Genomic DNA, 26,764 nt, shown 5'->3' with positions numbered 1-26,764 from the left:
TACGTCGGCGGCGCAAGCGCCTCCCGCGTGGTGTTCGCGCGGCGCTCTACGCGGCCGACGGCCTGCGCTTCAGCGCGCCGCGCCCGTCGCGGCCGCGCCGCGCATCGCGCGGAAGAACTCCGAAGCCGGGTCGACGACGATCAGGTCCGACTTGTTGCGGAAGCTCGCCCGATATGCCTCGAGGCTGCGATAGAACACCGCGAACTGCGGGTCGCGCCCGAACGCGCCGGCGAACAGCGCCGACGCCTTGGCGTCGCCGTCGCCCTTGACCTTCTGCGCCTCGCGATACGCCTCGGCCAGGATCACCTCGCGCTGGCGGTCGGCATCGGCGCGGATCTTCTCGCCCTCCGCCGCACCGGTCGAACGCAGCTGGTTGGCGACCTGCTTGCGCTCGGCCGCCATGCGGCTGTAGATCGAGTCGGTGATGTTGGCGACGAAGTCGACGCGCTTGATGCGCACGTCGAGGATGCTCACACCGAACGACTTGGCATCGTCCTCGAGGCGGGCGAGCACCGCCTGCACGACCTTGTCGCGCTCGCGCGAGAGCACGCCCCCGACGGTGCGCTTGGTCACCTCGTCATTGAACGCCGCGTGCACCACCGGCGCGAGGCGCGCCTCGAGGTTGCGGATGTCGGTGCCGTTGTTGCGGATGAACTGGCGCGGGTCGCTGACGCGCCACTTGACCAGCCAGTCGATCACCAGACTTTTCTTCTCGGCCGTGAAGATCGGCCGGTTCTCCGGGCTGTCGAGCGTCTGGATGCGGCGGTCGAGGAACACCACGTTCTGCAGCGGCGGCGGCAGCTTGAACTTCAGGCCCGGCTGCTGGATGACTTCCTTGATCTCGCCGAGCGCGTAGATCACGGCAACCTGGCGCTGGTCGACGATGAAGAGCATCGACGACAGCAGCATGAGGGCGAGCAGGACGCCGCCGACGATCAGACCGAGACGATTCATGTTCGTGTTCCCCCCGGCTCAGCGGGTCTCGCGCTCGCGGCCACGCTGGGCGTCGCGCGAGCGGATGTCGACGCCGCCGGCGCTGACCGGCGTCTCCATCGGTGGTGCGGTGGCGGCGGGCGGGGCGACGTTGGGGGCCGCCGCAGCGTTCTGCTGCAGCAGCTTGTCGAGCGGCAGATAGAGCAGGTTCGAGTTGTTGCGGGTCTCCACCATCACCTTGGCGACATTCGAGTAGATCTGCTGCATGGTCTCGATGTAGAGCCGGTCGCGCGTGACGCCGGGCGCCTTCTGGTACTCGGCGAGCACCTGGTTGAAGCGCTGCGCATCACCCTCGGCCTGCGCGATCACGCGGGCCCGATACGCCTCGGCTTCCTCGCGCAGCCGCGCCGCCGAGCCCTGCGCCTTCGGGATCACGTCGCTCGCATAGGCGAGGCCTTCCTTCTTGGCGCGGTCGGCGTCCTGGCCCGCCTTGAGCGTGTCCTCGAACGCGGCCTGCACCTGCTCGGGCGGCTGCACGCTCTGCAGATTCACGTTGACGATCAGGATGCCGGCGCGCAGCCGGTCGAGCTGGCCCTGGATCGACTTCACGAGGTCCGCGGCGATCGCGTCGCGCTGCTCGTAGAGCACGGAGTCGATGTTGGCCTTGGCGACGATCTCGCGCACCGCCGACTCGGCAGCGAGCGTGACCGCCTCCTCCGGGTCGCGGTTCTCGAACAGGAACGCACGTGCGTCGTTCAGCCGGTATTGCACCGTGAAGCGGATGTCGACGATGTTCTCGTCCTGGGTCAGCATCGACGAGTCGCGCAGACCCGTCGCCTGTACCACCACGTTGCGGCCGACCTCCTTCGAGCGCAGCTGCGTCACGTTGACGGTCTCGTGGGCCTGGAACGGATACGGCAGGCGCCACTGGAAACCGGCGTCGACCGTGTGCTTGTATTGGCCGAACGAGGTGACGACCGCCTGCTGGCCTTCCTGCACGATGAAGAAGCCGCTGCCGAGCCAGATCAGGATCAGGATGCCGGCGATGAGCCCGGCACCGACGCCGGCATTGCGCATGTTCGGCTGGAAGCTCGGGCGCTGGTTGCCGGGCTCGGGCGTGTTGTTGCGGTTGCCGCCGCCGCCCTTGTTGCCGAACAGGCCGCTCAGCTTGCGGTTGAAGTCGCGCCACAGCTCGTCGAGGTCGGGCGGGCCGTCGCCGCGGCCACCCGTCGCGAGCAAACGATCGGCACCGGCCGGGCTCGTCGTCGGCGCTGCCGTCACGCGCTGCCATGCCGCGCGGCCGATCCCGCCGAGCAACGCGAGGCCCGCGATGACGAGCGCGAGCACGCGCGCGGCAAGACCATCGGGGCCGGGTTCTGGAAGGCGGATGCTCATGGCTTGGGATCGAAGGTGCCGGTGTTCGGCAGAGCGCCCGCGTCGGCCGCGGGCAGGTCCGGTACGCGCCCGGGCTCGCCCGAAGATGCGCTCTCGGGCAGCGGGTTCAAGGAGGATTCGAGGCGGCCCGCGACCGCGTCGGCGATGAGGCCGCGCAGCACGTCGAGTCCCTCGCCGGTGCGCGCGCTCACGAACACGCGCGGAACCCGGCGGCCGTTCTCGAGCTGGGTGTCGACGCGCAGGCCCCGCGGCCGCTCGGTCTCCGGCAGTGCGTCGAGCTTGTTGTAAACGAGGATCTGCGGGATCTCGGACGCCCCGATCTCGGCCAGCACGCGCTCGACCTCGGCGATCTGGCCGGCGAGCTCGGGGTTGGCGCAGTCGACCACGTGCAACAGCAGATCGGCGTCGCTCGATTCCTGCAGCGTGGCCTCGAACGCCTCGATCAGCTTGTGCGGCAGGTCGCGGATGAAGCCGACGGTGTCGGAGAGCGAGACGCTGCGCGTGACGCCCTCGAGACGCAGCTGGCGCGTCGTGGTGTCGAGCGTCGCGAACAGCTGATTCGCCGCGTAGGCCTCGGCGTCGACGAGTGCATTGAACAGCGTCGACTTGCCGGCGTTGGTGTAGCCGACCAGCGAGACGCCGAAGTTCTGGTTGCGCTCGCGCGAGCGGCGCTGCGTCTGACGCTGCTTCTTCACGCGCTCGAGCTGCTTCTTCACGCTCTTGATGCGCTCGCCGATCATCCGGCGGTCGAGCTCGATCTGCGCTTCGCCCGGGCCGCCGCGCGCGCCGATGCCGCCGCGCTGGCGCTCGAGGTGGCTCCAGCGCCGCACCAGCCGGGTCGACAGGTACTGCAGGCGCGCCAGTTCGACCTGGAGTTTGCCCTCGTGGCTCTGCGCACGGTCGGCGAAGATCTCGAGGATCAGCATGGTGCGGTCAGCGACCGCGACCCCGAGGTGGCGCTCGAGGTTGCGCTGCTGCGCCGGCGAGAGCGGCTGGTCGAACAGCACGACCTCGGCCTCGTTGTCCTTGGCCAGGTCGCGGATCTCGTCGGCCTTGCCGGAACCGACGAACAGCTTGGCGTCGGGCGCCTTGCGACGCGCGACGATGCGGGCGACCGCGACGTCGCCCGCCGATTCGGCGAGCAGCGCGAGCTCGTCGAGGCTCTCGTCGAAGCGCGGATTGTTGCCGAAGTCGACGCCGACGAGGATGGCGCGCGCGGGCTCGCCGGAGCGCTCGGGCGCTGCGTCAGGGGCGCTCAATGCGGGAAAGCCGGTCGAGCGGCAGTCGAGGAGCTCGGGAACGCTGCAGGACGTCGCGCGATCAAGGCTGCTCGGCCGCGTCGGAAGTCTGGAAATTCACCGCGCGACCGGGCACCACGGTCGAGATCGCATGCTTGTAGACCATCTGCGTCACGGTATTGCGAAGCAGGACCACATACTGGTCGAAAGATTCGATATGGCCTTGCAGCTTGATACCGTTGACCAGATAAATCGAAACCGGAACGTGCTCCTTGCGCAGCAGGTTCAGGAAGGGGTCTTGTAGAAGTTGCCCTTTATTGCTCACGTTGACTCCGTGATGTTAGTAGGAAGCGGGAAACGTTAACACAGGCCCCTTAGGGCAATCCCGCGTGAGGACTTAGCCGTCGCGCTCGGTGAACGGGTTCTTCGACGAGCGCATTTCGATGCGCAGCGGCGTTCCGGTGAGCTTGAAATGGGCGCGAAAGCGTCCCTCGAGATATCGCTTGTACGAGTCCGTGACGTGCTCGAGCGAGTTGCCGTGGATCACCACGATCGGCGGGTTGCGTCCGCCCTGGTGCGCGTAGCGCAGCTTCGGGCGGAACGTGCCGACGCGCTTGGGCGCCTGGTGCTCGACCGCCTCGAGCAGCAGCCGGGTCAGCACCGGCGTCGGCATCTTGCAGTGCGCCGATGCGTGGGCGTCGGCGATCGCCTTCCAGAGCGGCCCGAGGCCCTGGCGCTTGAGCGCCGAGACGTTCTTGATCTCGGCATAGCGAAGGAACGGCAGGCGCTGCTCGATCGAGCGCTCGAGCGTCTCTTTCTGGTAGGCGTCGACCGCATCCCACTTGTTGACTGCGAGCACCACCGCGCGCCCGCTCTCGAGGATGTAGCCGGCGATGTGCGCGTCCTGCTCGCTCACGCCCTGGGTGGCATCGAGCAGCAGGAGGACGACGTTCGAGTCGGCGATCGCCTGCAGCGTCTTGACCACCGAGAACTTCTCGACCGCCTCGAACACCTTGCCGCGCCGGCGCAGCCCGGCGGTGTCGATCAGCTCGAACTTCTGCCCGGCGCGCTCGAACGGCACGCTGATCGCGTCGCGCGTGGTGCCCGGCTGGTCGTAGGCGACGAGGCGCTCCTCGCCGAGCCATGTATTGATCAGCGTCGACTTGCCGACGTTCGGGCGACCGGCGACCGCCAAGCGGATCGGCGTATCGTCGCGGTCGCTCTCGGCATCGCCCTCGTCGTTGTCGGGTTCGTCGAAGCTGACGAGGCCCTCGAGCGCGGCCTCGGTGAGGCTGCGAACGCCCTGCCCGTGCGCCGCCGATACCGGGTGCGGCTCGCCCAGGCCGAGCTCGAAGAACTCCGCGAGCAACGGCGACTCGCTCATGCCCTCGGCCTTGTTGACGGCCAGGATCACCTTCTTGCCCGCGACGCGCAGGTACTGCGCGATCTCGTGGTCGTGCCCCGACACGCCGCTGCGGATGTCGGTGACGAAGATGACGGCATCGGCCTCGGCCACGGCCTGGCGCGTCTGCTTGGCCATCTCCTTGACGATGCCGCCGGTGCTGGTGGGTTCGAAGCCGCCGGTGTCGACGACGATGAACTCGTGCTCGCCGAGCCGCCCGTCGCCGTAGTGGCGATCGCGCGTCAGCCCGGCGAAATCGGCCACGATCGCGTCGCGGCTCTTCGTCATGCGATTGAACAGCGTCGACTTGCCGACGTTCGGACGCCCGACCAGGGCGATGACCGGCTTCATCGCTCGCGCGCTCGCGTCAGGGCGAGCGGAACGCGTACACGCCGCCGTTGCGCGTGACGACGATCAGCGTCGACCCGACGACCGCCGGCCGCACCTGGATCGGGCTGCCGTCGGTGGCGAGGCGTTGCTGTGCCTCGCCGTTGTCACGCGCCAGCCAGTGCAGCGTGCCCTGCTCGTCTCCGTAGACCACGGAGCCGCCGATCGCGGCCGGCGCGCCCACGCCGCGGTAGAGCAGCGACTCGCTGGTCCACGCCACGTCGCCCGTCGGCAGGCGCCACGCCGTCATGCGGTCGGACGCGTCGGCGCCGAACAGCAGCGTGGCGTCACCGCCGACCGCGTCGGTGCCGCCGACGTTCCTGGCCCATGCGGTGACGCCTCGATCGGCGTCGACGCAGCCGACAGCGGCCTGGAACGAGCGCGCGCAGACGACGTCGCCGGCGCGCACCACCGGGCCGACCAGATCGGCCAGGCGCTCGACTTCGTTGGCGCCGCGCGGCGAGCCGATCGGCGCCTCCCAGCGCACGCCCCCGTTGCTGGGATCGAGGCCGGCGAGGCGCGGGCCCTGACCGACGACGAGGGTGTCCTTGACCGCGAGCAGCACACCGGCCTGCAGCAGGTTGAGCGGATCGCCGGGGCGCTGCACCGACCAGAGCTTGTGGCCGTCGGAGCCGTCGAACGCGTGCACCGATCGGTCGACGGCGAGCACGAAGACGCGCTCGCCGGCGACCAGCGGCGGCGTCGCGACGCGCGCGCCGACCGCACGCCGCCACTTGACGGAGCCGTTCTCGAGCACGACGAGCTCGCCGGTCTGGGTGACGACGGCGGCGCTGCGGCCGTCGCTGCCGACCCCGGCGCCGAGCTTGGCGCCGACGTTGGCGCGCCAGAGCGCGCGGCCGCTGTCGGCGTCGATCGCATGCACGCTGCCGTCGCTCGCGGCAACGGTCGCGACGTTGCCGTTGACGGCGACGACGAGCGGGAACTGCACCGGACCGATCTGCTGGTTCCACGCCGGCCGCACGTCGACCTTGGCCGCGCCGAGCGGCGCCAGGGGTCGCGGCGCCGGGCGCTGCGGCGACGACCCGCAGCCGGCCACCAGGCCGGCGGCCATGACCAGCGCGGCGGCGAGCGCCGCACCGGCGCTGCCGCGTCGCGCCCCGGGCGCGGCGCTGCTGCGTGCGCGGGTCACTTCGAGGCCCCCGAGGCGGCGGCCGCCGGCGGGGTCACGCCGAGCGCGCCGAGCTTGGCTTCGACGAGGCGGCGGTAGGCGACGCGCTCGTCGATCGCCTGCCAGGCTGCCAGGTACGACGAGCGCGCGCTGTTGTCCTTGCCCTGTGCCCGGAAGACATCACCGCGGCGGTCGGCGACCAGCCCGGCGAAGTTCGGGGCCTTGGCCTCGTCGAGGACGCGCAGCGCCTCGTCGTACTTCTTCTCGTCGAGCAACAGGCCCGCGAGGCGCAGGCGCGCGATCGTGCGGTACTCGGGCTCGGCGGCATTGTCGGCGACCCAGGTCAGCGTGGCACGCGCGGCATCGGGCTGGCCCTTGTCGGCCTGCGCCTGCGCCGCCATCAGCGCCGCCTGCTGCGTGAATACCGTGCCCGGGTAGCGCGACTTCAGGTCCTCGAACACGCGGCTGGCGCGCTCGGCGTCACCGGCCTGTGCGGCACGCGACAGCTCGTCGTACATCGCGCCGGCCTTCACGGCCTGGTCGCGCTGCCAGTAGTTCCAGCCCGACCACGCGGCATAGGCTGCCACGGCGGCGATGACGATCCAGCTGATCAGGTTCCCGTATTGCTTCCAGAACGCCTTCAGCTGGTCGAGTTGCTCTTGTTCTTCGAGGTCGAGATGGGTAGCCATGCGAGAGTCGGTTCCGGTGAACGCGCGATTATGCGGTGCCGAGTTCGGCGCCCCAGCGGGCGATATCGGCAAGCGGCAAGGTGCGCTGCTCGGCATCGGGCTCGCGCAAAGCCTTGAGCGCGACCTCGCCGCGCGCGAGCTCGTCGTCGCCGAAGATCAGCGCGTAGCGCGCGCCGCTCGCGTCGGCGCGACGCAGCTGGCTCTTCATGCTGCCCCAGCCGTCGGCACCGGCTGCGTGCATCACGACCGACACGCCCGCGGCGCGCAGGGTGTCGCAGGCCCGGGTCGCCGCCGCGCTCGCCTCGGCCCGTGGCACCACCGCGTAGACCGTCGGCGCCCGAGCCGGCGCCTCGATCGCGAGCTCCTTCAGCAGCAGCAAGACGCGTTCGATGCCCATGCCCCAGCCCACCGCCGGCGCGGGCTTGCCGCCCAGACGCTCGATCAGCGGGTCGTAGCGGCCGCCCCCGCACACCGTGTTCTGCGAGCCGAGCCGATCGGTGACCCACTCGAACACCGTGAGGTTGTAGTAGTCGAGCCCGCGCACCAGGCGCGGGTTGATGCGGTACTCGAGCCCCGCCGCGTCGAGGATCGCGCGCACGCCCGCCAGGTGGGCGAGCGACTCGTCGCCCAGGTGGTCAATAAGACGCGGCGCGCTCTCGATCACCGCCTGCATCGGCGGGTGCTTGCTGTCCAGCAGGCGCAGCGGGTTGCGGTGCAGACGAGCACGCGCCTCGTCGTCGAGCGCATCGAGGTGGGCCTCGAAGTGGGCGATCAGCGCGCGCCGGTGCGCGCTCCGCTCGTCGGCTTGGCCGAGGCTGTTGATCTCGAGCCGCACGTGGTCGCCGACCACGAGGCCGAGCTCGCGCCATAGCGCCCGCACCATCAGGATCAGCTCGGCATCGACGTCCGGACCCGGATAGCCCATGGCCTCGGCGCCGACCTGGTGGAACTGGCGATAGCGCCCCTTCTGCGGCCGCTCGTGGCGAAACATCGGCCCGATGTAGAAGAGACGCTTGCCGCCGTCGCGCAGGAACGAGTGCTCGGTGACGGCGCGCACAACGCCCGCGGTGTTCTCGGGGCGCAGCGTCAGGCGGTCGCCGTTCATCGCGTCCTCGAACGAGTACATCTCCTTCTCGACGATGTCGGTCACCTCGCCGATGCCGCGCACGAAGAGCGCCGTCGGCTCGACGATCGGTGTGCGCACGTTGGCATAGCCGTGGCGCCGCATCAGCTCGCGCACCACGCCCTCGAACCATTCCCAGCGCTCCGACTCGGGCGGCAGGATGTCGTTCATCCCCTTGATGCCCTGCAGCGGGGCGAGCTTGCGGACGGGTTCGGTCATGGCGAAGCAGGTCGGCGCGAGCGCCTGCTCGCGTGAAGTCGGGGAGTCGGCGCCTAGGCGCCGACGGTCAGCGGCTCGCGCGCGGCGCCGAAGCGCTGTTCGATGTAGCGCTCGACGAGCACCTGGAAGTCGCTGGCGATGGTCTCGCCGCGCAGCGTGAGCGCCTTCTCGCCATCGATGAACACCGGCGCCGCGGGGGCCTCGCCGGTGCCGGGCAGGCTGATGCCGATGTCGGCGTGCTTGCTCTCGCCGGGGCCGTTTACGATGCAGCCCATCACCGCGACCTTGAGGCCCTCGACGCCCGGGTAGCGCGCGGTCCAGATCGGCATCTGCGCCCGCAGGTAGTCGTCGATCTGCTTGGCGAGCTCCTGGAACGTGGTGCTCGTGGTGCGGCCGCAGCCCGGGCACGCGGTCACGCTCGGGTTGAAGGTGCGCAAGCCGAGCGATTGAAGGATCTCGCGCGCGACGACCACCTCCTGCGTGCGCGCCTCGCCCGGCTGCGGCGTCAGCGAGACGCGGATCGTGTCGCCGATGCCCTCCTGCAGCAGGATGGCGAGCGCCGTCGTCGATGCGACCGTGCCCTTGGTGCCCATGCCCGCCTCGGTGAGGCCCAGGTGCAGCGGGTAGTCGCACGACCGCGCCAGCGCGCGGTACACGCTGATCAGGTCCTGCACGCCGGACATCTTGCACGACAGGATGATCTGCTCGGGCGCGAGGCCGAGCGCCTCGGCGCGCCGGGCGGACTGCAGCGCCGACGCGATGATCGCCCGGTACATGATCTGCTGCGGCGGCTGCGGCTCGGCGAGCTGCGCGTTCTCGTCCATCATGGCCGCGAGCAGTTCCTGGTCGAGGCTGCCCCAGTTGACGCCGATTCGCACGACCTTGTTCAGGCGCGCGGCGATCTCGACCATCTGCCCGAACTGACGGTCGTGCTTGTCGCCCTTGCCGACGTTGCCGGGGTTGATGCGGTACTTGCTGAGCGCCTCGGCGCATGCCGGGTAGTCGGCCAGCAGGCGGTGACCGTTGTAATGGAAGTCGCCGACCAGGGGCACGTCGACGCCCATGCGGTCGAGCTGCTCACGCAGGTACGGCACCGCCGCTGCGGCCCCGGGCGTGTTGACGGTGATGCGGACCAGCTCCGAGCCGGCCTGCGCGAGTTCCTTCACCTGGATGGCGGTGCCGATCGCGTCGACGGTGTCGGTGTTGGTCATCGACTGCACGCGCACCGGCGCGTCGCCGCCGATCGTCACGACCCGGCTGCCCCAGCGCACCGTCGCCTGCCGGCTGCGCCGCGGCGCCGGACGCGCCGGCTCGACGAAGCTGCCGATGTCCATCGAGAGGTCGTTCATCTGGCTCACTTCAGTTCGAGCCGCGCCACGTTGTCGCGGGTGTAGGCGGCAAGCGCGAGCGGCTCGCCGCGAAAGCTGAGCTGGGTCGCCGCGGCGTTGCCGATGCGCACGCGCAGCGGCGGCGAGCCGTCGACGCCGAGCGCCTCCCCGGCCTTGAGCGAGCGGCCGAGCAGCACCTGACCCTGTGCGTCGGTGATCTCGACCCACGACGGCGCACTCGCCTGCACGTGCACGATGGGTGTGCCGCCGGCGCCCGACGCGGCGTCGGCCGGCGCATCCGATGCCGCCGCCTCGGGCGCCACCGTCCCCGAGGCGACCGCGTCGGTCCCGGCCGCGGGAATGACCTCGGTCACCGTCGTCGGCGTACTGCTCGCCGCCGGCGACGCGGCAACCGGACGCGGCGTGGTCGACACGCTGAACAGCTTGGACGGCAGCAGCAACACCGCGATCAGCGCGGCCAGGACGAAGACCAGCCCGACCCACAGCTTGGCGCTCGCGAGCACCGCCCACGGCTGCGGAACGAAGTGGCCCGGGCGCTCGCGAAACGGCGTGTTGAGCCCTTCGTCGACCTGCTCGATGCGGTAGCCGCCGGCGGGCGGCAGCAGCCGCAGCACCGGCGACGGGTCGATCCTGAGCGCGCGGCAGACGGTCTGCGCGAGCGCACGCGCGAAGGTGGCGTCGGGCAGCTCGGCGTGGCGATCCTGCTCGAGCAGCTCGAGCTTGTGCGGCGTCACCTTGATCGCCGCGGCGAGCGCCTCGATCTCGATGCCCTGCGCCATGCGCGCCGCGCGCAGCAGTGCGCCCGCGCTCTGCGCTCCGCCGGCGGCGGTCGAAGCGGTCGCCTCATTCATCGAACGAACCTCGGGCATACGCCGCCGCCTCACGCGAGTCGGGGAAACGGTTCTGGAGCTGCGTGCCGAACTGCGTGACGCCCTGCTGGTTGCCGAGCTTCTGCTCGATGCGGGCGGCGAGCCACAGCGTCTGCGCGTTCGAGATGTCGGTCATGCCGTTGACGCGGCGCACGTAGAAGCGCGCGCGCTCGTACTCGCCGCGTTGATAGAGCACCTGCGACAGATTGACCGCGACGAACGGATTGCCGGGGTCGAGTTCGTAGGCGCGACTCAGCGTGTTGTCGGCCTCGGCGAGCTGCCCGGCGTAGGCGTGGCAGATGCCCTGGGTGAGCAGCGTGCGCGCCGTCCCGCGGTACTGCGGAATCGCCATCGCCTGGGTGAAGAACGACTGCGCCTCCGGATAGCGCTTCTGCTGGCACAGGTACCAGCCGTAGTTGTGCATCGTGTCCGGGTCGCGAGGCTTGAGCTGCAGCGAGCGCCGGAAGCTCTCCTCGGCGAGCGCGGTGTCGCCGAGATTCGAGTAGATGAGGCCGCGCAGGTTGTACGCCTCGGCGTAGTTCGGGTCGGCATCGAGCGCGAGCTTGACCTGATCGAGCGCCGTCATCATCTGGTTGCGGCTGAAGTACGCCGACGCCAGGTCGAAGCGCGCCCGCGCGCGCCGCATCGCATCGGGCTCGTCCGACGCCGTGATGCGGTCGCGCGTGTTGGCCGCGGGCAGGTCGGCCTTGGTCGACGTCGTCGACACGCAACCGGCGAGCGCGAACGCGCCGAGCCCCGCCGCGATGCCGGCGGCGAGCGGGCGGGCAAGCCGTGCCGACCGCATGCTCACGCGGGCCTCTCGGCCGCGGCAGCGAGCGCGGCGTCGGTGCGGCGATGGATGCGGATCGAGGCCTCGGCGACGCGCGTCTTCGCGTTGGTGCGGTCCTGCACTTCACCGGCGAGCTGCCCGCACGCTGCCGCGATGTCGTCGCCGCGCGTCTTGCGCACGGTGGTCACGAGGCCGGCGTCCTGCAGCACGCGTGCGAACGCCGCCACGCGCGCATCGGGCGAGCGCTTGAGGCCCGATTCGGAGAACGGGTTGAACGGGATCAGGTTGATCTTGCAGGCGAGGCCCTGGCGGCGTTCGCCGAGCGGACCCGGTGCGCCCAGCACCAGCGCGGCCAGCTCGCGAGCGTCGGCGTCGCGGTCGTTGACGCCGTCGAGCATGCAGTACTCGAGCGTGATGAAGTCGCGCGGCGCACGCGCGAGGTAGCGGTTGCACGCCGCGATCAGCTCGGCGATCGGGTACTTGCGGTTGAGCGGAACCAGGCTGTCGCGCAGCGCATCGTTCGGCGCGTGCAGCGACACCGCGAGGGCCACCGGGCAGTCGTCGCCGAGCCGGTCGATCATCGGCACGACGCCCGAGGTCGAGACTGTCACGCGGCGACGCGACAGGCCATAGCCGTGGTCGTCGAGCATCATGCGCAGCGCGGGCACCAGTGCGGCGTAGTTCTGCAGCGGCTCGCCCATCCCCATCATCACGACGTTGGTGATCGCGCGTTCACCGTCGGCAAGACCGAGGCGCTTGCGCAGAGCGAACTCCGCGTACCAGAGCTGCGCGACGATCTCGGCGGTCGTGAGGTTGCGGCTGAAGCCCTGGTGGCCGGTCGAGCAGAAGCGGCAGCCGACCGCACACCCGGCCTGCGACGAGATGCAGAGCGTGCCGCGGCCGGTCTCGGGGATGAACACGGTCTCGACCGCGTTGCCGGCGCCGACGTCGAACAGCCACTTCACCGTGCCGTCGGCGGCGACCTGCTCGCTCGCGACCGGCAGCGCGCGGATCTCGGCCCGGGCGGCGAGCTTCTCGCGAAACGACTTCGCGAGATCGGTCATCGTCGCGAAGTCGGCGGCGCCTTTCTGATGGATCCAGCGGAACAGCTGGGTGGCGCGAAAGCGCTGCTCGCCGATCTGCGCGCACCACTCGGCGAGCGCGTCACGGTCGGGCTGCAGCAGGTTCATCGCGGCGTCGTCAGCGGCTGTAGAGGTTCATGCCGGCGAAGAAGAACGCGATCTCGACGGCAGCCGTCTCGGCCGCGTCGGAACCGTGCACCGCGTTCGCGTCGATGCTGTCCGCGAAGTCGGCGCGGATCGTGCCGGCGTCCGCCTTCTTCGGGTCGGTCGCGCCCATCAGGCGACGGTTCATCGCGATCGCGTCCTCGCCCTCGAGGACCTGGATCATCACCGGACCCGAGATCATGAACGACACCAGGTCCTTGAAGAACGGACGTTCCTTGTGGACCGCGTAGAACGCCTCCGCTTCGCTCTTCGAGAGATGCGCCATCCGCGACGCGATGATGCGCAGCCCCGCGCCCTCGAAACGCGAGTAGATCTGCCCGATCACGTTCTTGGCGACGGCGTCGGGCTTGATGATCGAAAGGGTGCGCTCGAGCGCCATAGAGTTCTCCGGGTCAGCGTTTGGCAAAGCCTCGGATTGTAGCGTCGCGGCCTCGCCATACCGGGGACTACCCTACGTGCGGGCGTGGACTCGGGGCGAGATGCGGCATGGCCGTCAGCTTACCCATGCGGTGCGCGGCGTGTCGCCACGTGCGCGAGTTGCGGGTCGACGCGGTGCCGGCGCAGCGGATGAGCCCTCTTTGCTGACGACGGCGCCTCGGCGCTCCGAACGGCGGTCGCTGGTCCGACCTGAGCCGGGCCCACCGACCGCTCACGTGCGAAAGGGTGCGAATTGCGTCCCTGCCCGTCGGCCAGGCCCAGATCAGCGACCGCGCCTGCCTCCGAAGCCGCCGCCACCGCCGCCGAATCCGCCCTGCCCGCCGCCGAAGTTGCCGCCGCCGCCGCCGCGCGGACCGCGGTTCTTGTTCTTGCGGTGGAAAGCGTCGGCGCCGATGTAGCCGACGGACGTCTGCAGCGGGTCGGGCTGCTTGGGCCCCGGGCCACCCTTCGGGCCGGGCGCCGGACCGCTGCCGCCGGCACCGAAGCCGCCGCCGCCGCGCGCGAAGCCGCGCCCGCCCGCCGGGCTGCGCGGGTTTTGCACGAATCGCTTGTCGAAGGTCTGCTCGAGCGGGTTCGGGATCGGCCCGTGGTCGAGCTCGAAATCCTCGTCGTGGTCGTCGCCCGGCGGACGATCGTCGACCGGCGGACGCGCCGCGCGTGGCTCGTCGTTGCGCGCGCGCGGGACCTGACCGGCGCCGGGCCCGCCCTGACGCGGACGGTCGTTGCTGCGCGGCGGGCGCTCGTTGCGGTCGCCACGCGGGCGCTCGCCGCGATCGTTGCGCTTGGCACCGGCGCGCTCCTCGCGCGGACCTTGCGGCGGGCGCTCGGCGGCATCGCCGCCGGCCATCCGGCGGATTGCACGCACGTCGGCATCGTCGAGGTCGATCCACTGGCCGCGCTTCAAACCGTGCGGCAGCACCACCGTGCCGTACCGGATGCGGATCAGCCGGCTCACGGTGAGCTCGACCGCCTCGAAGAGCTTGCGCACCTCGCGGTTGCGGCCCTCGGTGATGACGACGCGATACCAGTGGTTGGCGCCTTCGCCGCCGCCGTCGGTGATCGACTTGAACTGCGCGGTTTGGCCGTCGACCTCGACGCCCTCGAGCAGCGCGGCGCGATCGTCCGGCTGCAAGGTGCCGAGCACGCGTGCGGCGTACTCGCGCTCGACGCCGAAGCGCGGGTGCATCAGCTGGTTGGCGAGCGAACCCGAGTTGGTGAACAGCAGCAGGCCTTCGGTGTTGATGTCGAGGCGCCCGACCGACTGCCACTTGCCGTGCGCGAGGCGCGGCAGGCGCCGGAACACGGTCGGCCGCCCCTGCGGATCGTCGTGCGAGACGATCTCGCCCACCGGCTTGTGGTACGCGATGATGCGCGGCGGCGGCGGCACGATGCGCAGCCGCACCAGCTTGCCGTTGACGTGCACCTGGTCGCCGAACGAGACGCGCTGCCCGGTGTGCGCGGGCTCGCCGTTCACGGTGATCAGGCCGTCGGCGATCATCTGCTCCATGTCGCGGCGCGAGCCGACGCCCGACTGCGCGAGCACCTTGTGGAGCTTCGGCGCGTCGGGGTCGGGCGCGAGCACGCGCCGTGCGGGTGCGGGTTCCTCGCCCTCGGGAACGTCGACCGCCGCGTCGAACTCGCCCGACAGCACCTGCGCGAACACCTCGCCCACTTCGGGCTGCGGCGGCTTGACGGTGGGCGGGATGTCGCGCAGCACGCCCGGCGTCGCGTCGGCGGCTCCGTCTGCACCGGCAAGCGGCGCGAGCGGCGCGCCGCCGTCCTCGCGCGCGCCGCGCTTGCGATCGCGGCGGTTGCGGCGGCGCCGCTCGCCACGGGAGGCGTCGGGATCGGAGCCGGCTTCGGTCTGACCCGATGCGTCGGCGTCGGAGGAAGAACCGTCGTCGGCGTCGCTGCGCGCGTCGGCCCTTTGCGGCGCGGCGCTTGCCTCGTCGCCGCTGCGCGGGGCAGCCGGGTCCGCGACGGCCCGCGGCGAGGTGCCGGCTTCCGCGCCGGCCTGGGACGGCGATGCAGCAGCAGCGGAAGGGGCCGACTCGGCAGAGCCGCCGTCGGCATGACTGCCGGCACCTTCAGCGTCGTGGCGTTCCGACGCGCTCGCGGTGCCGACGCTGTGCCGAGGGGCGTCCCGGCCGGTGCGCTCGGCTGCGCCCGCGTCCTGCGCGTCGCCGCTTGCCGCGCTCGTCGCGGCGGCGGTGCCGGCGCTCTCGTCTTGCCCCGCGGCGTCGGCGGCGCCTGCGGCTGCCGCCGAGCGCGTGCGCCGGCGGCGCGGCGCGGGCGCGTCCTCGTCAGCCGCCGCTGGCTCGGCAGCGCCGCCGCTGTCCTCGCCGGCATCGCCGGATGCGCCAACGCCCGGGTCGGCATCCACCGTCGCGGCGCGACGCCGGCGCGGCCTGGCCGCGGGCGCAGTGTCCGATGCCTCGCCGGGCGCACCAACGGCGGCGCTTGCGTCCGCGCTCGCGCCAGCCGACGTCGGGTCGGCTTCGGGGGCAGCCGCTGCCGCACGCTTTCGCCGCGCCGGCTTGGGCGCGTCGGCCGTCGGCGTGTCGTTCGAGGACTCGGGCACCGGCGCTGCCGGATCGATGCTGTCGTTCATTCGCGGGATTCCATGGCGTCGGGCGGGATCGGAAGGACGTCGGTACGTTCTGTCGGCAAGGGGAGTTCGGGCGCGTCGGCTGAGGCGGGGGATTCGGCAGGCGCGCTCGAAGCAGCGGCTTTCACCGGCGCCGGCTGATCGCCGGATGCCGGCTGCTCGAGGGGCGTCGCATGGTCGACCGGCGCAGCCGGCTCGGCCGCTGCGGGTGAGTCGAGCGGAGCGGCCTCGTCGTTCGATGCGGCCCACTCGCCCGGGGCGGCATCGTCCGCGGGCGCTGCATGCTCGACCGCCGCCCCAAGGCCGACTCGGGTCGCGCGGTCGGAGAGCGCCACGTCGCTCGGAACCGTGTCGCCAGCAGCCGATGCGACCGCCGGCGGCTGGGTTCCATCGGCGTCGGACGCGTCGACGGCGGCCGACGCCGGCTGCTCTGGCGGCCCGGCGACCGCGTCACCTCCCGTCGGATCGGCGGCTTCGGGCGGGCCCACGAAGGCCAGGTCGGCCTGCCGTTCGAGCCGCGCGGCGGCTTCGGCGGCAGCGGCGCCGAGGCTCGCCGTGGGATCGAGGCCGTCCGGACCGGCGAGCGCGGGCAGGTCCTCGAGGCTCGCGAGACCCAGATCGTCGAGGAACTGGCGGGTCGTGCCGAGCAGCGCCGGGCGTCCGAGCGCCTCGCGGTAGCCGATCGTCTCGATCCAGCCGCGGTCCTCGAGCTGCTTGACGATCTGGCTCGACACCGCGACGCCGCGAATGTCCTCGATGTCGCCGCGCGTGACCGGCTGGCGGTACGCGATGATCGCGAGCGTCTCCATCAGCGCGCGCGAGTAGCGCGGCGGGCGCTCGGGACGCAGGCGCCCGAGGTACTCGCGCATCTCCGGCCGACTCTGGAAGCGCCAGCCGCTGGCCACCGGAACCAGCTCGATGCCGCGCCCCTCGCAGTCGCGGCCGAGCTCGTCGAGCAGGCTGCGCAGGGTGTCGGGGCCGACCTCGTCGGCGAACAGCACGCGCATGTCGCGCAGCGTCAGCGGGTCGGCCGCGCAGATGAGCGCGGTCTCAAGGACGCGCTTGGCATCCAGCGTGTTCATGATCTTCGTTCACATCCTCGACCGGTCGGACCGGCGGTCTGGGCGCAAGGGTTCGGCAGCCCGGGCGCCTTGGGCGCTCGCGTCACGCACACGTGACTCGGACCGACGGGGTGGCTGCGTTTCGCGAGCCAGGGGATCGCACCCTCAGGTGCGGCGAGATCGGGCTGGGAGCCGGCAACGGGCAAGTGAGGTGCCCAGCGGGTGGTCCGCACGCCAGATTGCGCCGATTGTAGCCGCGCGTTTCGAGGCTTTTACTCAGCCAGGGGCTGGTCGGTCAGTTGCCGCCACGCGGCGGCGAAATCGGCCGGCGCGGGAGCCCGGAAGACGAGCCGCCGGCGGTCGATCGGATGCGCGAAGCCGAGCTCGGCGGCGTGCAGCGCCTGCCGGTCGATGCCGAGCGCCGGCGTGCCACCGTAGAGGCGATCGGCGACGAGCGGATGACCGCGCCACGCCAGGTGGACGCGGATCTGATGCGTGCGGCCGGTGTGCAGCGCGCAGCGGACGGCGCTGAAGCCGTCGTACGTCGCGAGCGGCGTCACGTCGGTGCGCGCCGGCTTGCCCCCCGCGGCGACGGCCATGCGCACGCGCACCTGCGGGTCGCGGCCGACCGGCGCCTCGATGCTGAACGGCGCTGCGGCGAGTGCGCCGTGCGCGATCGCGGCGTAGCGGCGACGCACCTCGCGCGCGGCGATGGCGCGCACGAGCGCGGTCACCGCAGGCAGGCTCCGGCCGACGACCATCAGGCCCGAGGTGTCCTTGTCGAGCCGGTGCACGATGCCCGCGCGCGGCAGCGCCGCCGCCGCGGGGTCGCGCCCGAGCAGCGCGTTGAGCAGCGTGCCCGACCAGTTGCCGGCGGCCGGATGGACGACCATTCCTGCGGGCTTGTCGAGCACCAGCACGTGCTCGTCCTCGTAGACCACCGCGAGCGGCAGCGCCTCGCCGCGATACGCGCGGCTTTCCGCGGTCGGCACCAGCGTGACGTCGATGCGCTGCCCGGCGCGGACCTTGCGCGACGCGCTGGTCGCCGGCGCGCCGTCGACGACGACGTGGCCGGCCTCGATCAGCGACTGCAGGTGGTTGCGCGAGAACTCGGGCGCGATCGCGACCACCGCCTTGTCGAGTCGTTGACCGTGGCTGTCGGCACCGACCGTGGCACTGCGTGTCTCGACGCCGGCCGCGTCGGCCGCGTCGGCCGCGCCGGCCTCCGCCAGCTCGTCGTCGTCGGACGCCGGTCGGGGCCCAAAGGGGTCAACCATATAATTTCGCTTCGTGATCGCGCATCGATCGGCCCCGGCGTTTCCCCGTCCATGACCCTGAAAACCCCCGCTCGCCGCGTCGGCGCGACAGTGTCGGCGATGTTGGCCGCGGCCCTCATCGCCGGCTGCAGCACCGCCACCATCGACGAGACCGCCCGCTGGTCCGCCGAGCGGCTGTACGCCGAGGCACGCGAGGAATCCGCCGCCGGCAACTACGAGCGTGCCGGGCGCCTTTACGAGCGCCTCGAAGGTCGCGCCGCCGGCACGGTGCTCGCCCAGCAGGCCCAGCTCGAGCGCGCCTACATGCTCTACAAGACGGGCGAGAAGGCGCAGGCGCTCGCGGTGCTGGAGCGCTTCATCAAGTTGCATCCGACGAGTCCGGCGCTCGACTACGCGCTTTACCTGCAGGGTCTCGTCAACTTCAACGACAACCTCGGACTGCTCGGCAGCCTGGCGCGCCAGGACCTGTCCGAGCGCGACCAGCAGGCCTCGCGCGATTCGTACCAGGCGTTCAAGCAGCTCGCCGAGCGCTTCCCCGATTCGACGTACGCCGAGGACGCGCGGGTGCGGATGACCTACATCGTGAACTCGCTCGCGGCGTACGAGGTTCACGTCGCGCGCTACTACTACCGGCGCGGCGCCTATGTGGCCGCGGCGAACCGTGCGCAGCAGGCGGTGCAGGAGTTCCAGCACTCGCCGGCCACCGAGGAAGCGCTCTTCATCATGGTGCAGAGCTACGAGAAGCTCGGCCTCAACGAGCTGCGCGACGACGCCGACCGGGTGCTGCATCGCAACTTCCCGAACACCACGCTGTATCGCGACGGCATCGAGGGCCGCCAGCGCTCGTGGTGGCAGGTCTGGTAGTCCGCCGAGCGGCTTGCCGCCAAACGGTTCGGCCGTCCTGACCGGCGGCCGCCGCGCCGGGGCCGCGCGCGACTCAGTCGATGGTCGACCAGGCGCTCTGCGGCTTGGTCAGGGTTTCGAGCCAGGCGAGCGCCTCGCGCTCCTCGGTCAGTACCGTCATCGGCGGCAACGCGCGCTGCAGGCGCCGTCCGTAGCTCATCGTCGCGACCCGCGGATCGCAGACCACCAGCAGCCCGCGGTCGGTCTCGCTGCGGATCAGGCGACCGGCGCCCTGCTTCAGCGACACCGCCGCCTCGGCAACGAAGTAGTCGGCGAACGGGTTGCGGCCCTCGTTCTCGAGCCGCTCGACGCGCGCCTCGACCAGCGGGTCGTTCGGCGGCGGGAACGGCAGCTTGTCGATCAGCACGCACTGCAGCGCGTCGCCGGGGACGTCGACGCCTTCCCAGAAGCTCTGCGAGCCGACCAGGACCGAGCACGGATCGGACAGGAACTGCTGCATCAGCTGCCGCTTGGGCGTCTGGCCCTGCACCAGCACGCGGATGGCGTCGCCCTCTTCCTCGAACAGGTCGCGCAGCTGATCGCCGATCACGGCGAGCGATCGGAGCGTCGTGGTCAGCACGAAGGTGCGGCCGCCGAGCGCGCGCGCGCAACGGGCGGCCAGGCGGGCGACCGCCCCGGGGTGGGCCGGCTCGCTCGGCTTCGGGAAGGCGCGCGGCACGTAGAGGCGTGCATGCCCCGCGTAGTCGAACGGGCTGCCGAGGCGCAGCGTCGGCGCGTCATCGAGGCCGGCCGGCTCGCAGAACCAGCGCAGACGCTCGTCGTCGCCGAGCGTGGCCGACGTAAAGACCCAGGCCTTGGGCGAGCCTGCCATCTGCTCGCGCAGGGCGTCGCGGATGTCCAGCGGCGATTCGACCAGACGCACGTTCTGCGGCGTCACGTCGATCCAGCGCACGTGACCGGCCCGCGCCGGTGTCGCGAAGCGCGCCGCCAGCTCCGCGAGGCGCCGTGCGCGTTCGACGAGGCGGGCGAAATCGGGCGAGGCGTCGGCGACGAGGTCGAGCGCCTCGGCCGCAGCCTTTGCCGCCGCCGCGACCTCGCCGAGCGCCGCGACGAAGTCGGCGCGCTCGCCGCGATCGCTCCAGCGCAGCTTGGTCGCCGCGCGGATCTCGCGCTGCGTGCCGACGCCGCCGATGCGCAGCTCGCGCGCCGCCTGCTCCAGGCGCCCGGCCACGCCCTGCCAGTCGGCGAGCCCGCGCGCCTGCTGCAGCCCGATGCCGAGCAGGTCGCGCGAGAAGTCGAGCAGTTGCGAGCTGCCGAGCGTCGTGCCGAGGAACTGCACGCCGGCCTCGGCGAGCTGGTGTGCCTCGTCGAACACCGCGACGTCGACGCTCGGCAGCAGTTCGGCCACGCCGCTGTCGCGCAGCTGCATGTCGGCGAAGAACAGGTGATGGTTGACGACCACGATGTCGGAGGCCATCGCCTCGCGGCGCGCCTTCATCACGTGGCAGTCGCGAAAGCTCGGGCAGTCGCTGCCGAGGCAGTTCTCGCGCGTCGACGTGACGAGCGGAATCACGCTGCTGCGCTCGTCGAGGCCTTCGAGCTCGGCAAGATCGCCGCTCGCGGTGCGCGTCGACCAGGTCTCGATCTTGGCCAGCGTGCGCGCGGTCCAGCGGTCGGCGCCGGCGTCGTCGTGACGCGCGATCGAGAGGCGGTGCAAACAGAGATAGCTCGCCCGCCCCTTCAACAGCGCGACCGTCACCGGCACCTGCAGCGCACTGCGCAGCCGCGGCAGATCGCGCAGGAACAGCTGGTCCTGCAGGTTCTTGGTCGCGGTGCTGAGCAGCGCACGGGCGCCGCTCAGCAGCATCGGGACCAAGTAGGCGAAAGTCTTGCCGACGCCGGTGGCGGCCTCGACGACCAGCGCCGAGCGATCGTCGATGGCGCCGGCGACCGCCAGCGCCATCTCGACCTGCACCGCGCGCGGCGTGTAGGCGGGATCGGCGATCGCGAGGGCGCCGCTCGGCTCGAACGCGGCGGCGACTTCCTGCTGCAGGGGGCTGATCGAGGGCTCCGTCAGTGCCGCGCGGGCGACATCGCCGGGCGACGCATCGCCGAACGCGTCATGCCGACTCGAGCGGGCCGAGCTCGGCTTCGAGGCGCTGGATCTGGTCGCGCAGCAGCAGGCGCCGCTTCTTCAGGCGCCGCAGCGCGAGATCGTCGTCGGCGACGTGCGTGGCGGCGCGGTCGATGAGTGCGTCGAGGTCCGCGTGTTCGATGCGCATCTCGATCAGCTGGCGCTCCCGCGAATGCAGATCGTTGTCCATCGGAGGCGGGACTTAGTCGCGGTTTCCGCCCCGGTCGTCAGGGGCAAAGCGATTATAGTTTTCGCACATGAGCAACCTGGGCTACCGGCTGTCGGCGACGACTGGCATCCACCGTGGCGACCGGGCCTATCAGCAGGATCAGGTCCAGATCATCCCGCACCAGCGCGTCGCCGGTTGCATGCTCGGCGTCCTGGCCGACGGCATGGGCGGCAAGAGCGGCGGGCGCAAGGCCGCCGACCAGGTGATCCTCACCGCGCAGCAGCTGTTCGAGCGCTACGCGCCCAGCCGGGACTCGCCCTCGGAGACGCTCAAGCAGCTGGTCATCGAGGCGCACCTCATGATCAAGCTGACGGCGATCACCGCCGAGGAGGAGCCGCACAGCACCGTGGCGGCGTTCCTGATCGGCCCGACGCTCGAGTGCGACCACGTGCACGCCGGCGACTCGCGCATCTATCACTTCCGCGGTGCCGAGATGCTGAGCCGCAGCGTCGATCACTCGTACGTGCAGCGCCTCGTCGACGAGCGCCAGATCACCGAGGAAGAGGCCAACAACCACCCGCAGTCGAACCTGCTGACGGGCTGCCTCGGCACGGTGCAGGATCCGCCGATCACCTTGAAGCGCCTCGAGAAGCTGGCGATCGGCGACACGATCCTCAGTTGCAGCGACGGACTCTGGCACTACTTCACGCCGCGCGAGCTGGGTGCGATCGTGCACGCGCTGCCGCCGCGCGAGGCGACCGAAATGCTGGTCGGCAAGGCGCGCCAACGCGCCCGCGGATCGGGCGACAACCTGTCGCTCGCGATGGTGCGCGTCGAGCCGCTCGGCTGATCGGCCGCGCGCTAAGGCGCCGACGCGGCGCCCGGCACCGGCAACGGTGCCGACGGCTTCTTGGTCCGCGCGGCGTTGCGGGCCTCGACCTCGGCACGGTGCTTCGCCGCCTCGGCCTGACGCGCCTCGAAGCGCGCGCGGTTGGCGGCTTCGTCGACCGCCTTCGGCGCCTTTGGCTCGCGCTGGGCGGCGCTCCTGCGGGCGGCGCGCGGCTCGTTGCGATCGAGGCGCGGCAGCGCTCGCGCTCGCGGGTTGCGCGGCTCGCCAACCTCGCGCGGGGCACGCGGCTGGCGCGGCTCGCGGTCGGCGCGCTCGGCGTCGCGTCGCTCGCGCTCGGCATTGCTCGTCGCCTTTTCTGCGATCGCGGCCTCGCGCTCGGCCGCCGCACGCGCCCGCTGCGCATCGTTCAGCTCGATCTCGCGATCGCGCAGCGGCACCAGGGCACCGCGGCGCTCGCGCTTGGCTTCGTCGATGCACGAGGTGACGACGAAGCGGGTGCGGCACTCGCGCTGGCGCTCGAGGAAGCGCTGCTCGATCTCTTGGCGCTGCGTGGCGATGCGTCGGCGCTCGGCCGCTTCCTCGGCCGGCGCGGCAGCCAGCGCGAAGCCGTGCAGCAACGCGACAAGCGCAGGCGCCAGCCCGCGGGCGAGCGTTGCCCAGCCATGTCGATACGCAGCGCGACGGCTCACGTGAGGCCCGTGTCGACGTCGCGGCGCGCCTGCGCCAGGAACTCGGGCGAACGCATTTCGCTGAGGCGAGACACGGTGCGCGGGAACTCGTGGACCATCGGCCCTTCGGTATAGAGCTGCTCGGGCGCGACCTCGGCCGACATGATGAACTTGACGCGGCGGTCGTACAGCACGTCCACCAGCCACGTGAAGCGCCGCGCCTCGGATGCGAGGCGCGGCGACATCTGCGGCACGCCCGACAACATGAGCGTGTGGAACTGGGTCGCGAGCTCGAGGTAGTCGTTCTGCGAGCGCGGCCCGCCGCACAGGACCTTGAAGTCGAACCAGACCACGCCGCCGGCGCGCCGTCGCGCGCGCAGCTCGCGCTGCTCGATGTGCAGCACCGGGTCCTCGTCGCGCGCTTCGGCGAGCCGTTCGAAGGTCGCGTTCATCGCCGCGTCGGCGGCCTCGCCGAGCGGCGTGTAGTAGGTCTCGACGTGCTCCCACGTCGACTGCCGATAGTCGGTGCCGTTGTCGACGCTGACCACCTCGAGGCGATCCTTCAGCAGGTCGATCGCCGGCAGCATGCGCTCGCGGTGCAGCCCGTTCGGGTAGAGCCCGTCAGGCTCGAAGTTGGACGTGGTGACGATGCTGACCCGGTTGTCGAACAGCGACTCGAGCAGCCGGTGCAGGATCATCGCGTCGGTGATGTCGGCGACGTGGAATTCGTCGAGGCAGATCAGGCGGTGCCGGCGTGCGATCTGCTGCCCGAGCTTGTCGAGCGGGTTGACCGTGCCTTGCAGGTCGGCGAGCTCGCGATGCACCTCGCGCATGAACTCGTGGAAGTGCAGGCGCGTCTTGCGGCGCAGCGGGACTGCGTTGAAGAAGCAGTCCATCAGGAAGCTCTTGCCGCGACCGACCCCGCCCCACATGTAGACCCCGCGCGGGATCGGCGGGTGCGTGATCAGCTTGGTGAGCGCGTTACCGCGCCGGGCCTTGTAGGCGATCCACTCGCGCTCGCAGCGCTCGAGCGAGTCGATCGCGCGCAGCTGCGCCGGGTCGGCGGCGTAGCCGCGCTCGGCCAGGGTCTGCTGATAGAGCTCGCGAACGGGCACGGGTGAAGCCTTGCAAGCGCCGGCACGCGTGCCGCGCCGGAGCCGCTGGCACGCGCGCTCGGCGACCCGGCGCTAGAAGTTGAGGGCCCGCTTGTCGACCGCGAGCGCCGCTTCGCGGGTCGCTTCCGACAGGCTCGGGTGGGCGTGGCAGATGCGCGCGAGGTCTTCCGACGAGGCGCGGAACTCCATCGCGACCACGGCCTCCGAGATCAGCTCGGACGCCATCGGCCCGACGATGTGAACGCCGAGAATCTCGTCGGTCTTCTCGTCGGCCAGCATCTTCACCATGCCGGTCGTGTCGCCAAGCGCGCGCGCGCGGCCGTTCGCCATGAACGGGAAGGTGCCAGCACGGTACGCGCGGCCCTCGGCCTTGAGCTGCTGTTCGGTCTGACCAACCCAGGCGATCTCCGGGCTGGTGTAGATCACCCACGGAATGGTGTTGAAGTTGACGTGCCCGTGCTGGCCCGCGATGCGCTCGGCGACCGCGACGGCCTCTTCCTCGGCCTTGTGCGCGAGCATCGGCCCGCGCACCACGTCGCCGACTGCCCAGACGTTCGGCAGGTTGGTCTTGCACTCGCCGTCGACCGCGATGAAGCCACGCTCGTCGAGCTTGAGCCCGACCGCGTCGGCACCGAGCCCGTCGGTGTTCGGAACGCGGCCGATCGAGACGATCAGCTTCTCGCAGGCGAGCGTCTGCGCCGCACCCTTGGCATCGGTGTAACGAATGACCACACCGGCCTCGCCGGTGTCGACGCCTTCGATCCTGACGCCCAGGTTGATCCTGAGCCCCTGCTTCGTGAACGCCTTCAGCGCCTCGCCCGCGATCTGCTTGTCGACCGCGCCGAGGAAGTCGGGCAAGGCCTCGAGGATCGTCACGTCGGCACCGAGGCGGCGCCACACAGAGCCCATCTCGAGCCCGATCACGCCAGAGCCGATGATGCCCAGCGTCTTCGGAACCCCGCCGATGCGCAGGGCGCCGTCGTTCGAGAGGATCAGAGATTCGTCGAACGCGGCACCCGGCAGCGCACGGGCGTTCGAGCCGGTCGCGACGATCACGTGCTTGCCGCTGATGGTCTCGCTCTTGGCGCCGCCGACGGCGATCTCGTAACCGCCGTCGGCGGCCTTGGCGAACGAGCCGCGGCCGTGGAAGAACGCGACCTTGTTCTTGCGGAACAGGTAGAGGATGCCGTCGTTGTTCTGCTTGACCACCGCATCCTTGCGCGACAGCATTTTCGCGACGTCGAGGGTGAGGCCTTCGACGCCGATGCCATGCGTTGCGAAATGATGCGCGGCGTGATCGAAGTTCTCCGACGACTGCAGGAGCGCCTTCGACGGAATGCAGCCGACGTTGGTGCAGGTGCCGCCGGGTGCCGGACCGCCTTGCCGGCCCTTCCACTCGTCGATGCAGGCCACGCTGAAGCCGAGCTGGGCGGCACGGATCGCGGCGGTGTATCCGCCGGGCCCGCCACCGATGACGATGACGTCGAAAGACTGAGCCACGGCGCCGCCTTTCAGATGTCGAACAGCAGGCGCGCCGGATCCTCGAGCGCGTCCTTCATCGCGACGAGGCCGAGCACCGCTTCACGACCGTCGATGATGCGGTGGTCGTACGAGAGCGCGAGGTAGTTCATCGGGCGGATCACGATCTGCCCGTTCTCGACCACCGCGCGTTCCTTGGTCGCGTGCACGCCGAGAATCGCCGATTGCGGCGGGTTGATGATCGGCGTGGACAGCATCGAGCCGAACACGCCGCCGTTCGAGATGGAGAAGGTGCCGCCCGTCAGGTCGTCGAGACCGATCTTGCCGTCCTTGGCCTTCTGGCCGAACTCGGCGATCTTCTTCTCGATGTCCGCAAAGCTCATCTGGTCGGCGTTGCGCAGGATCGGCACCACCAGGCCGCGCGGCGAGCCGACCGCGATGCCGATGTCGAAGTAGCCGTGGTAGACGATGTCGTTGCCGTCGACCGACGCGTTGATGACCGGGTACTTCTTGAGCGCCGCGACCGCGGCCTTCACGAAGAAGCTCATGAAGCCGATCTTGACGCCGTGCTCCTTTTCGAACTTCTCCTGGAAGCGCTTCCTCATCTCCATGACCGGCGCCATGTTGACCTCGTTGAAGGTCGTCAGGATCGCGTTGGTCTGCTGCGACTGCAGCAGGCGCTCGGCCACGCGGGCGCGCAGGCGGCTCATCGGCACGCGCTGCTCCGGGCGCTCGCCCAGGTTCGCGGGCGCCGGGGCGGCAACCGGCGGCAGCGGCTTGGGCGCCGGCGCGGGTGCGGCCTGCGGCGCCGGCGCGGCCTTGCCGGTTTCCTGCGCCGCGATCACGTCGCCCTTGAGCACGCGGCCGTCGCGGCCGGTGCCGGCGACCGAGCCCGGTGCCATGCCGGCATCGGCCATCATCTTCTGGGCCGCCGGCATGGCGACGCCGGCGCTCACGCCGCTCGGAGCCGGTGCCAGCGCAGCGGGTGCCGGAGCCGGCTGAGCCGCAGGTGCCGGTGCGGGCGCCGACTCGGGCGCCGGCTTGATCGGCAGCGGGCTCACCGCCGCGGCGGCGTCGGTATCGATCTTGGCGATCACCTCGTCGGCGACGCACGTCTCGCCGTCGTTCTTGACGAGCTGCGCGAGCACGCCCGCCGACGGCGCCGGCACCTCGAGGACGACCTTGTCGGTCTCGATCTCGACGAGGATCTCGTCGGCCTCGACCGCCTCACCCGTCTTCTTGCGCCAGTGCAGCAGGGTGGCTTCGGCGACCGACTCCGACAGCTGCGGAACCTTGACTTCAACGATTGACATTGCTTGTTCTTTCTGTGG

General features: G+C 71.0%; 24 protein-coding genes. 2 read left to right on the top strand and 22 right to left on the bottom strand.

Annotated elements, in window-relative coordinates; genetic code table 11:
* Window positions 1-69: 69 nt before the first annotated feature.
* The 16 genes from hflC to HQN59_RS10470 all read right to left on the bottom strand — a co-directional run bounded on the left by hflC (window position 70) and on the right by HQN59_RS10470 (window position 18,154).
* Entirely contained in the window at window positions 70-954 is an 885-nt protein-coding gene (hflC, locus tag HQN59_RS10545) for a protease modulator HflC (protein ID WP_176068928.1), read from the bottom strand.
* Window positions 955-972: 18 nt separating this feature from the next.
* Window positions 973-2,328: an FtsH protease activity modulator HflK gene (hflK, locus tag HQN59_RS10540; protein ID WP_176068925.1), complete on the bottom strand. Its 1,356-nt coding sequence runs from the start codon at window positions 2,326-2,328 to the stop codon at window positions 973-975.
* Window positions 2,325-3,587 (bottom strand): GTPase HflX, encoded by a 1,263-nt coding sequence (gene hflX, locus HQN59_RS10535; protein WP_217704023.1) that lies wholly within the window; start codon window positions 3,585-3,587, stop codon window positions 2,325-2,327. Before hflX ends, hflK begins: the two co-directional genes overlap by 4 nt.
* A 61-nt stretch (window positions 3,588-3,648) precedes the next feature.
* Window positions 3,649-3,891 (bottom strand): RNA chaperone Hfq, encoded by a 243-nt coding sequence (hfq, locus tag HQN59_RS10530; protein WP_176068923.1) that lies wholly within the window; start codon window positions 3,889-3,891, stop codon window positions 3,649-3,651.
* Between the two features lie 72 nt (window positions 3,892-3,963).
* A complete protein-coding gene (gene der, locus HQN59_RS10525; protein WP_176068922.1) occupies window positions 3,964-5,319 on the bottom strand; it encodes a ribosome biogenesis GTPase Der in 1,356 nt (451 codons plus the stop codon).
* Window positions 5,320-5,335: 16 nt separating this feature from the next.
* The gene (bamB, locus tag HQN59_RS10520) at window positions 5,336-6,505 is read right to left on the bottom strand and encodes an outer membrane protein assembly factor BamB (protein WP_342451171.1); all 1,170 of its coding nucleotides are present in this window, start codon (window positions 6,503-6,505) and stop codon (window positions 5,336-5,338) included.
* Window positions 6,502-7,173, bottom strand: coding sequence for a YfgM family protein (locus tag HQN59_RS10515; RefSeq protein WP_176068920.1), 672 nt, complete (start codon window positions 7,171-7,173; stop codon window positions 6,502-6,504). The genes bamB and HQN59_RS10515 overlap by 4 nt, the downstream gene beginning before the upstream one ends.
* 28 nt (window positions 7,174-7,201) lie before the next feature.
* Window positions 7,202-8,515, bottom strand: coding sequence for a histidine--tRNA ligase (gene hisS, locus HQN59_RS10510; protein ID WP_176068918.1), 1,314 nt, complete (start codon window positions 8,513-8,515; stop codon window positions 7,202-7,204).
* 53 nt (window positions 8,516-8,568) lie between these two features.
* On the bottom strand, window positions 8,569-9,864 hold the full coding sequence (gene ispG / locus HQN59_RS10505) for a flavodoxin-dependent (E)-4-hydroxy-3-methylbut-2-enyl-diphosphate synthase (protein ID WP_246294859.1): 1,296 nt from the start codon (window positions 9,862-9,864) through the stop codon (window positions 8,569-8,571).
* A gap of 5 nt (window positions 9,865-9,869) precedes the next feature.
* Entirely contained in the window at window positions 9,870-10,715 is an 846-nt protein-coding gene (locus HQN59_RS10500; protein WP_176068916.1) for a helix-turn-helix domain-containing protein, read from the bottom strand.
* A complete protein-coding gene (pilW, locus tag HQN59_RS10495) occupies window positions 10,708-11,538 on the bottom strand; it encodes a type IV pilus biogenesis/stability protein PilW (RefSeq protein ID WP_176069217.1) in 831 nt (276 codons plus the stop codon). Before pilW ends, HQN59_RS10500 begins: the two co-directional genes overlap by 8 nt.
* Before the next feature lie 2 nt (window positions 11,539-11,540).
* Window positions 11,541-12,713 carry a dual-specificity RNA methyltransferase RlmN gene (gene rlmN / locus HQN59_RS10490; protein ID WP_176068914.1) on the bottom strand — a complete coding sequence of 391 codons (1,173 nt, stop codon included), beginning with the start codon at window positions 12,711-12,713 and terminating at the stop codon, window positions 11,541-11,543.
* A gap of 10 nt (window positions 12,714-12,723) precedes the next feature.
* Window positions 12,724-13,149: a nucleoside-diphosphate kinase gene (gene ndk / locus HQN59_RS10485; protein ID WP_176069216.1), complete on the bottom strand. Its 426-nt coding sequence runs from the start codon at window positions 13,147-13,149 to the stop codon at window positions 12,724-12,726.
* A 321-nt stretch (window positions 13,150-13,470) separates the two neighbouring features.
* Window positions 13,471-15,819 carry a pseudouridine synthase gene (locus HQN59_RS10480; protein WP_176068912.1) on the bottom strand — a complete coding sequence of 783 codons (2,349 nt, stop codon included), beginning with the start codon at window positions 15,817-15,819 and terminating at the stop codon, window positions 13,471-13,473.
* A complete protein-coding gene (gene scpB, locus HQN59_RS26105) occupies window positions 15,816-16,898 on the bottom strand; it encodes an SMC-Scp complex subunit ScpB (protein ID WP_246294832.1) in 1,083 nt (360 codons plus the stop codon). Before scpB ends, HQN59_RS10480 begins: the two co-directional genes overlap by 4 nt.
* Before the next feature lie 251 nt (window positions 16,899-17,149).
* Window positions 17,150-18,154: an RluA family pseudouridine synthase gene (locus HQN59_RS10470; protein WP_176068910.1), complete on the bottom strand. Its 1,005-nt coding sequence runs from the start codon at window positions 18,152-18,154 to the stop codon at window positions 17,150-17,152.
* Between the two features lie 51 nt (window positions 18,155-18,205).
* Between HQN59_RS10470 and HQN59_RS10465 the strand changes: the two genes are divergently transcribed.
* Entirely contained in the window at window positions 18,206-19,018 is an 813-nt protein-coding gene (locus tag HQN59_RS10465) for an outer membrane protein assembly factor BamD (RefSeq protein WP_176068908.1), read from the top strand.
* Window positions 19,019-19,091: 73 nt separating this feature from the next.
* On the opposite strand, the gene yoaA is transcribed toward HQN59_RS10465, so the two are convergent.
* Together yoaA and HQN59_RS10455 are read right to left on the bottom strand one after the other, a co-directional pair.
* Window positions 19,092-21,095 carry a DNA repair helicase YoaA gene (yoaA, locus tag HQN59_RS10460; RefSeq protein WP_246294858.1) on the bottom strand — a complete coding sequence of 668 codons (2,004 nt, stop codon included), beginning with the start codon at window positions 21,093-21,095 and terminating at the stop codon, window positions 19,092-19,094.
* Window positions 21,096-21,138: 43 nt separating this feature from the next.
* Entirely contained in the window at window positions 21,139-21,342 is a 204-nt protein-coding gene (locus tag HQN59_RS10455) for a DUF465 domain-containing protein (RefSeq protein WP_176068906.1), read from the bottom strand.
* A 67-nt stretch (window positions 21,343-21,409) separates the two neighbouring features.
* Between HQN59_RS10455 and HQN59_RS10450 the strand changes: the two genes are divergently transcribed.
* Entirely contained in the window at window positions 21,410-22,171 is a 762-nt protein-coding gene (locus HQN59_RS10450; protein ID WP_176068904.1) for a PP2C family protein-serine/threonine phosphatase, read from the top strand.
* Window positions 22,172-22,182: 11 nt separating this feature from the next.
* Here HQN59_RS10450 and HQN59_RS10445 read toward each other — a convergent pair whose 3' ends face one another.
* From HQN59_RS10445 to odhB, 4 genes are all read right to left on the bottom strand, one after another.
* On the bottom strand, window positions 22,183-22,860 hold the full coding sequence (locus tag HQN59_RS10445; RefSeq protein ID WP_176068902.1) for a hypothetical protein: 678 nt from the start codon (window positions 22,858-22,860) through the stop codon (window positions 22,183-22,185).
* Window positions 22,857-23,954, bottom strand: coding sequence for a cell division protein ZapE (zapE, locus tag HQN59_RS10440; RefSeq protein ID WP_176068900.1), 1,098 nt, complete (start codon window positions 23,952-23,954; stop codon window positions 22,857-22,859). Before zapE ends, HQN59_RS10445 begins: the two co-directional genes overlap by 4 nt.
* Before the next feature lie 72 nt (window positions 23,955-24,026).
* Window positions 24,027-25,454: a dihydrolipoyl dehydrogenase gene (gene lpdA / locus HQN59_RS10435; RefSeq protein WP_176068898.1), complete on the bottom strand. Its 1,428-nt coding sequence runs from the start codon at window positions 25,452-25,454 to the stop codon at window positions 24,027-24,029.
* 11 nt (window positions 25,455-25,465) lie between these two features.
* The gene (gene odhB / locus HQN59_RS10430; RefSeq protein ID WP_176068896.1) at window positions 25,466-26,746 is read right to left on the bottom strand and encodes a 2-oxoglutarate dehydrogenase complex dihydrolipoyllysine-residue succinyltransferase; all 1,281 of its coding nucleotides are present in this window, start codon (window positions 26,744-26,746) and stop codon (window positions 25,466-25,468) included.
* Between the last annotated feature and the right edge of the window lie 18 nt (window positions 26,747-26,764).

This window comes from Rhizobacter koreensis, from assembly GCF_013366375.1.
Taxonomy (GTDB): domain Bacteria; phylum Pseudomonadota; class Gammaproteobacteria; order Burkholderiales; family Burkholderiaceae_C; genus Schlegelella_A; species Schlegelella_A koreensis.
The sequence above is the reverse complement of the archived record's forward strand: the minus strand, read 5'-3'. Positions and strand labels throughout refer to the sequence as shown.

Excerpts from the sequence above, each read along its gene's own strand:
- hflC (WP_176068928.1), bottom strand. The coding sequence starts at position 954 with ATGAATCGTCTCGGTCTGATCGTCGGCGGCGTCCTGCTCGCCCTCATG.
- hflK (WP_176068925.1), bottom strand. The coding sequence starts at position 2,328 with ATGAGCATCCGCCTTCCAGAACCCGGCCCCGATGGTCTTGCCGCGCGC.
- der (WP_176068922.1), bottom strand. The coding sequence starts at position 5,319 with ATGAAGCCGGTCATCGCCCTGGTCGGGCGTCCGAACGTCGGCAAGTCG.
- HQN59_RS10515 (WP_176068920.1), bottom strand. The coding sequence starts at position 7,173 with ATGGCTACCCATCTCGACCTCGAAGAACAAGAGCAACTCGACCAGCTG.
- hisS (WP_176068918.1), bottom strand. The coding sequence starts at position 8,515 with ATGACCGAACCCGTCCGCAAGCTCGCCCCGCTGCAGGGCATCAAGGGG.
- ispG (WP_246294859.1), bottom strand. The coding sequence starts at position 9,864 with ATGAACGACCTCTCGATGGACATCGGCAGCTTCGTCGAGCCGGCGCGT.
- HQN59_RS10500 (WP_176068916.1), bottom strand. The coding sequence starts at position 10,715 with ATGAATGAGGCGACCGCTTCGACCGCCGCCGGCGGAGCGCAGAGCGCG.
- pilW (WP_176069217.1), bottom strand. The coding sequence starts at position 11,538 with ATGCGGTCGGCACGGCTTGCCCGCCCGCTCGCCGCCGGCATCGCGGCG.
- rlmN (WP_176068914.1), bottom strand. The coding sequence starts at position 12,713 with ATGAACCTGCTGCAGCCCGACCGTGACGCGCTCGCCGAGTGGTGCGCG.
- ndk (WP_176069216.1), bottom strand. The coding sequence starts at position 13,149 with ATGGCGCTCGAGCGCACCCTTTCGATCATCAAGCCCGACGCCGTCGCC.
- HQN59_RS10480 (WP_176068912.1), bottom strand. The coding sequence starts at position 15,819 with ATGAACGACAGCATCGATCCGGCAGCGCCGGTGCCCGAGTCCTCGAAC.
- scpB (WP_246294832.1), bottom strand. The coding sequence starts at position 16,898 with ATGAACACGCTGGATGCCAAGCGCGTCCTTGAGACCGCGCTCATCTGC.
- HQN59_RS10470 (WP_176068910.1), bottom strand. The coding sequence starts at position 18,154 with ATGGTTGACCCCTTTGGGCCCCGACCGGCGTCCGACGACGACGAGCTG.
- HQN59_RS10465 (WP_176068908.1), top strand. The coding sequence starts at position 18,206 with ATGACCCTGAAAACCCCCGCTCGCCGCGTCGGCGCGACAGTGTCGGCG.
- HQN59_RS10455 (WP_176068906.1), bottom strand. The coding sequence starts at position 21,342 with ATGGACAACGATCTGCATTCGCGGGAGCGCCAGCTGATCGAGATGCGC.
- HQN59_RS10450 (WP_176068904.1), top strand. The coding sequence starts at position 21,410 with ATGAGCAACCTGGGCTACCGGCTGTCGGCGACGACTGGCATCCACCGT.
- odhB (WP_176068896.1), bottom strand. The coding sequence starts at position 26,746 with ATGTCAATCGTTGAAGTCAAGGTTCCGCAGCTGTCGGAGTCGGTCGCC.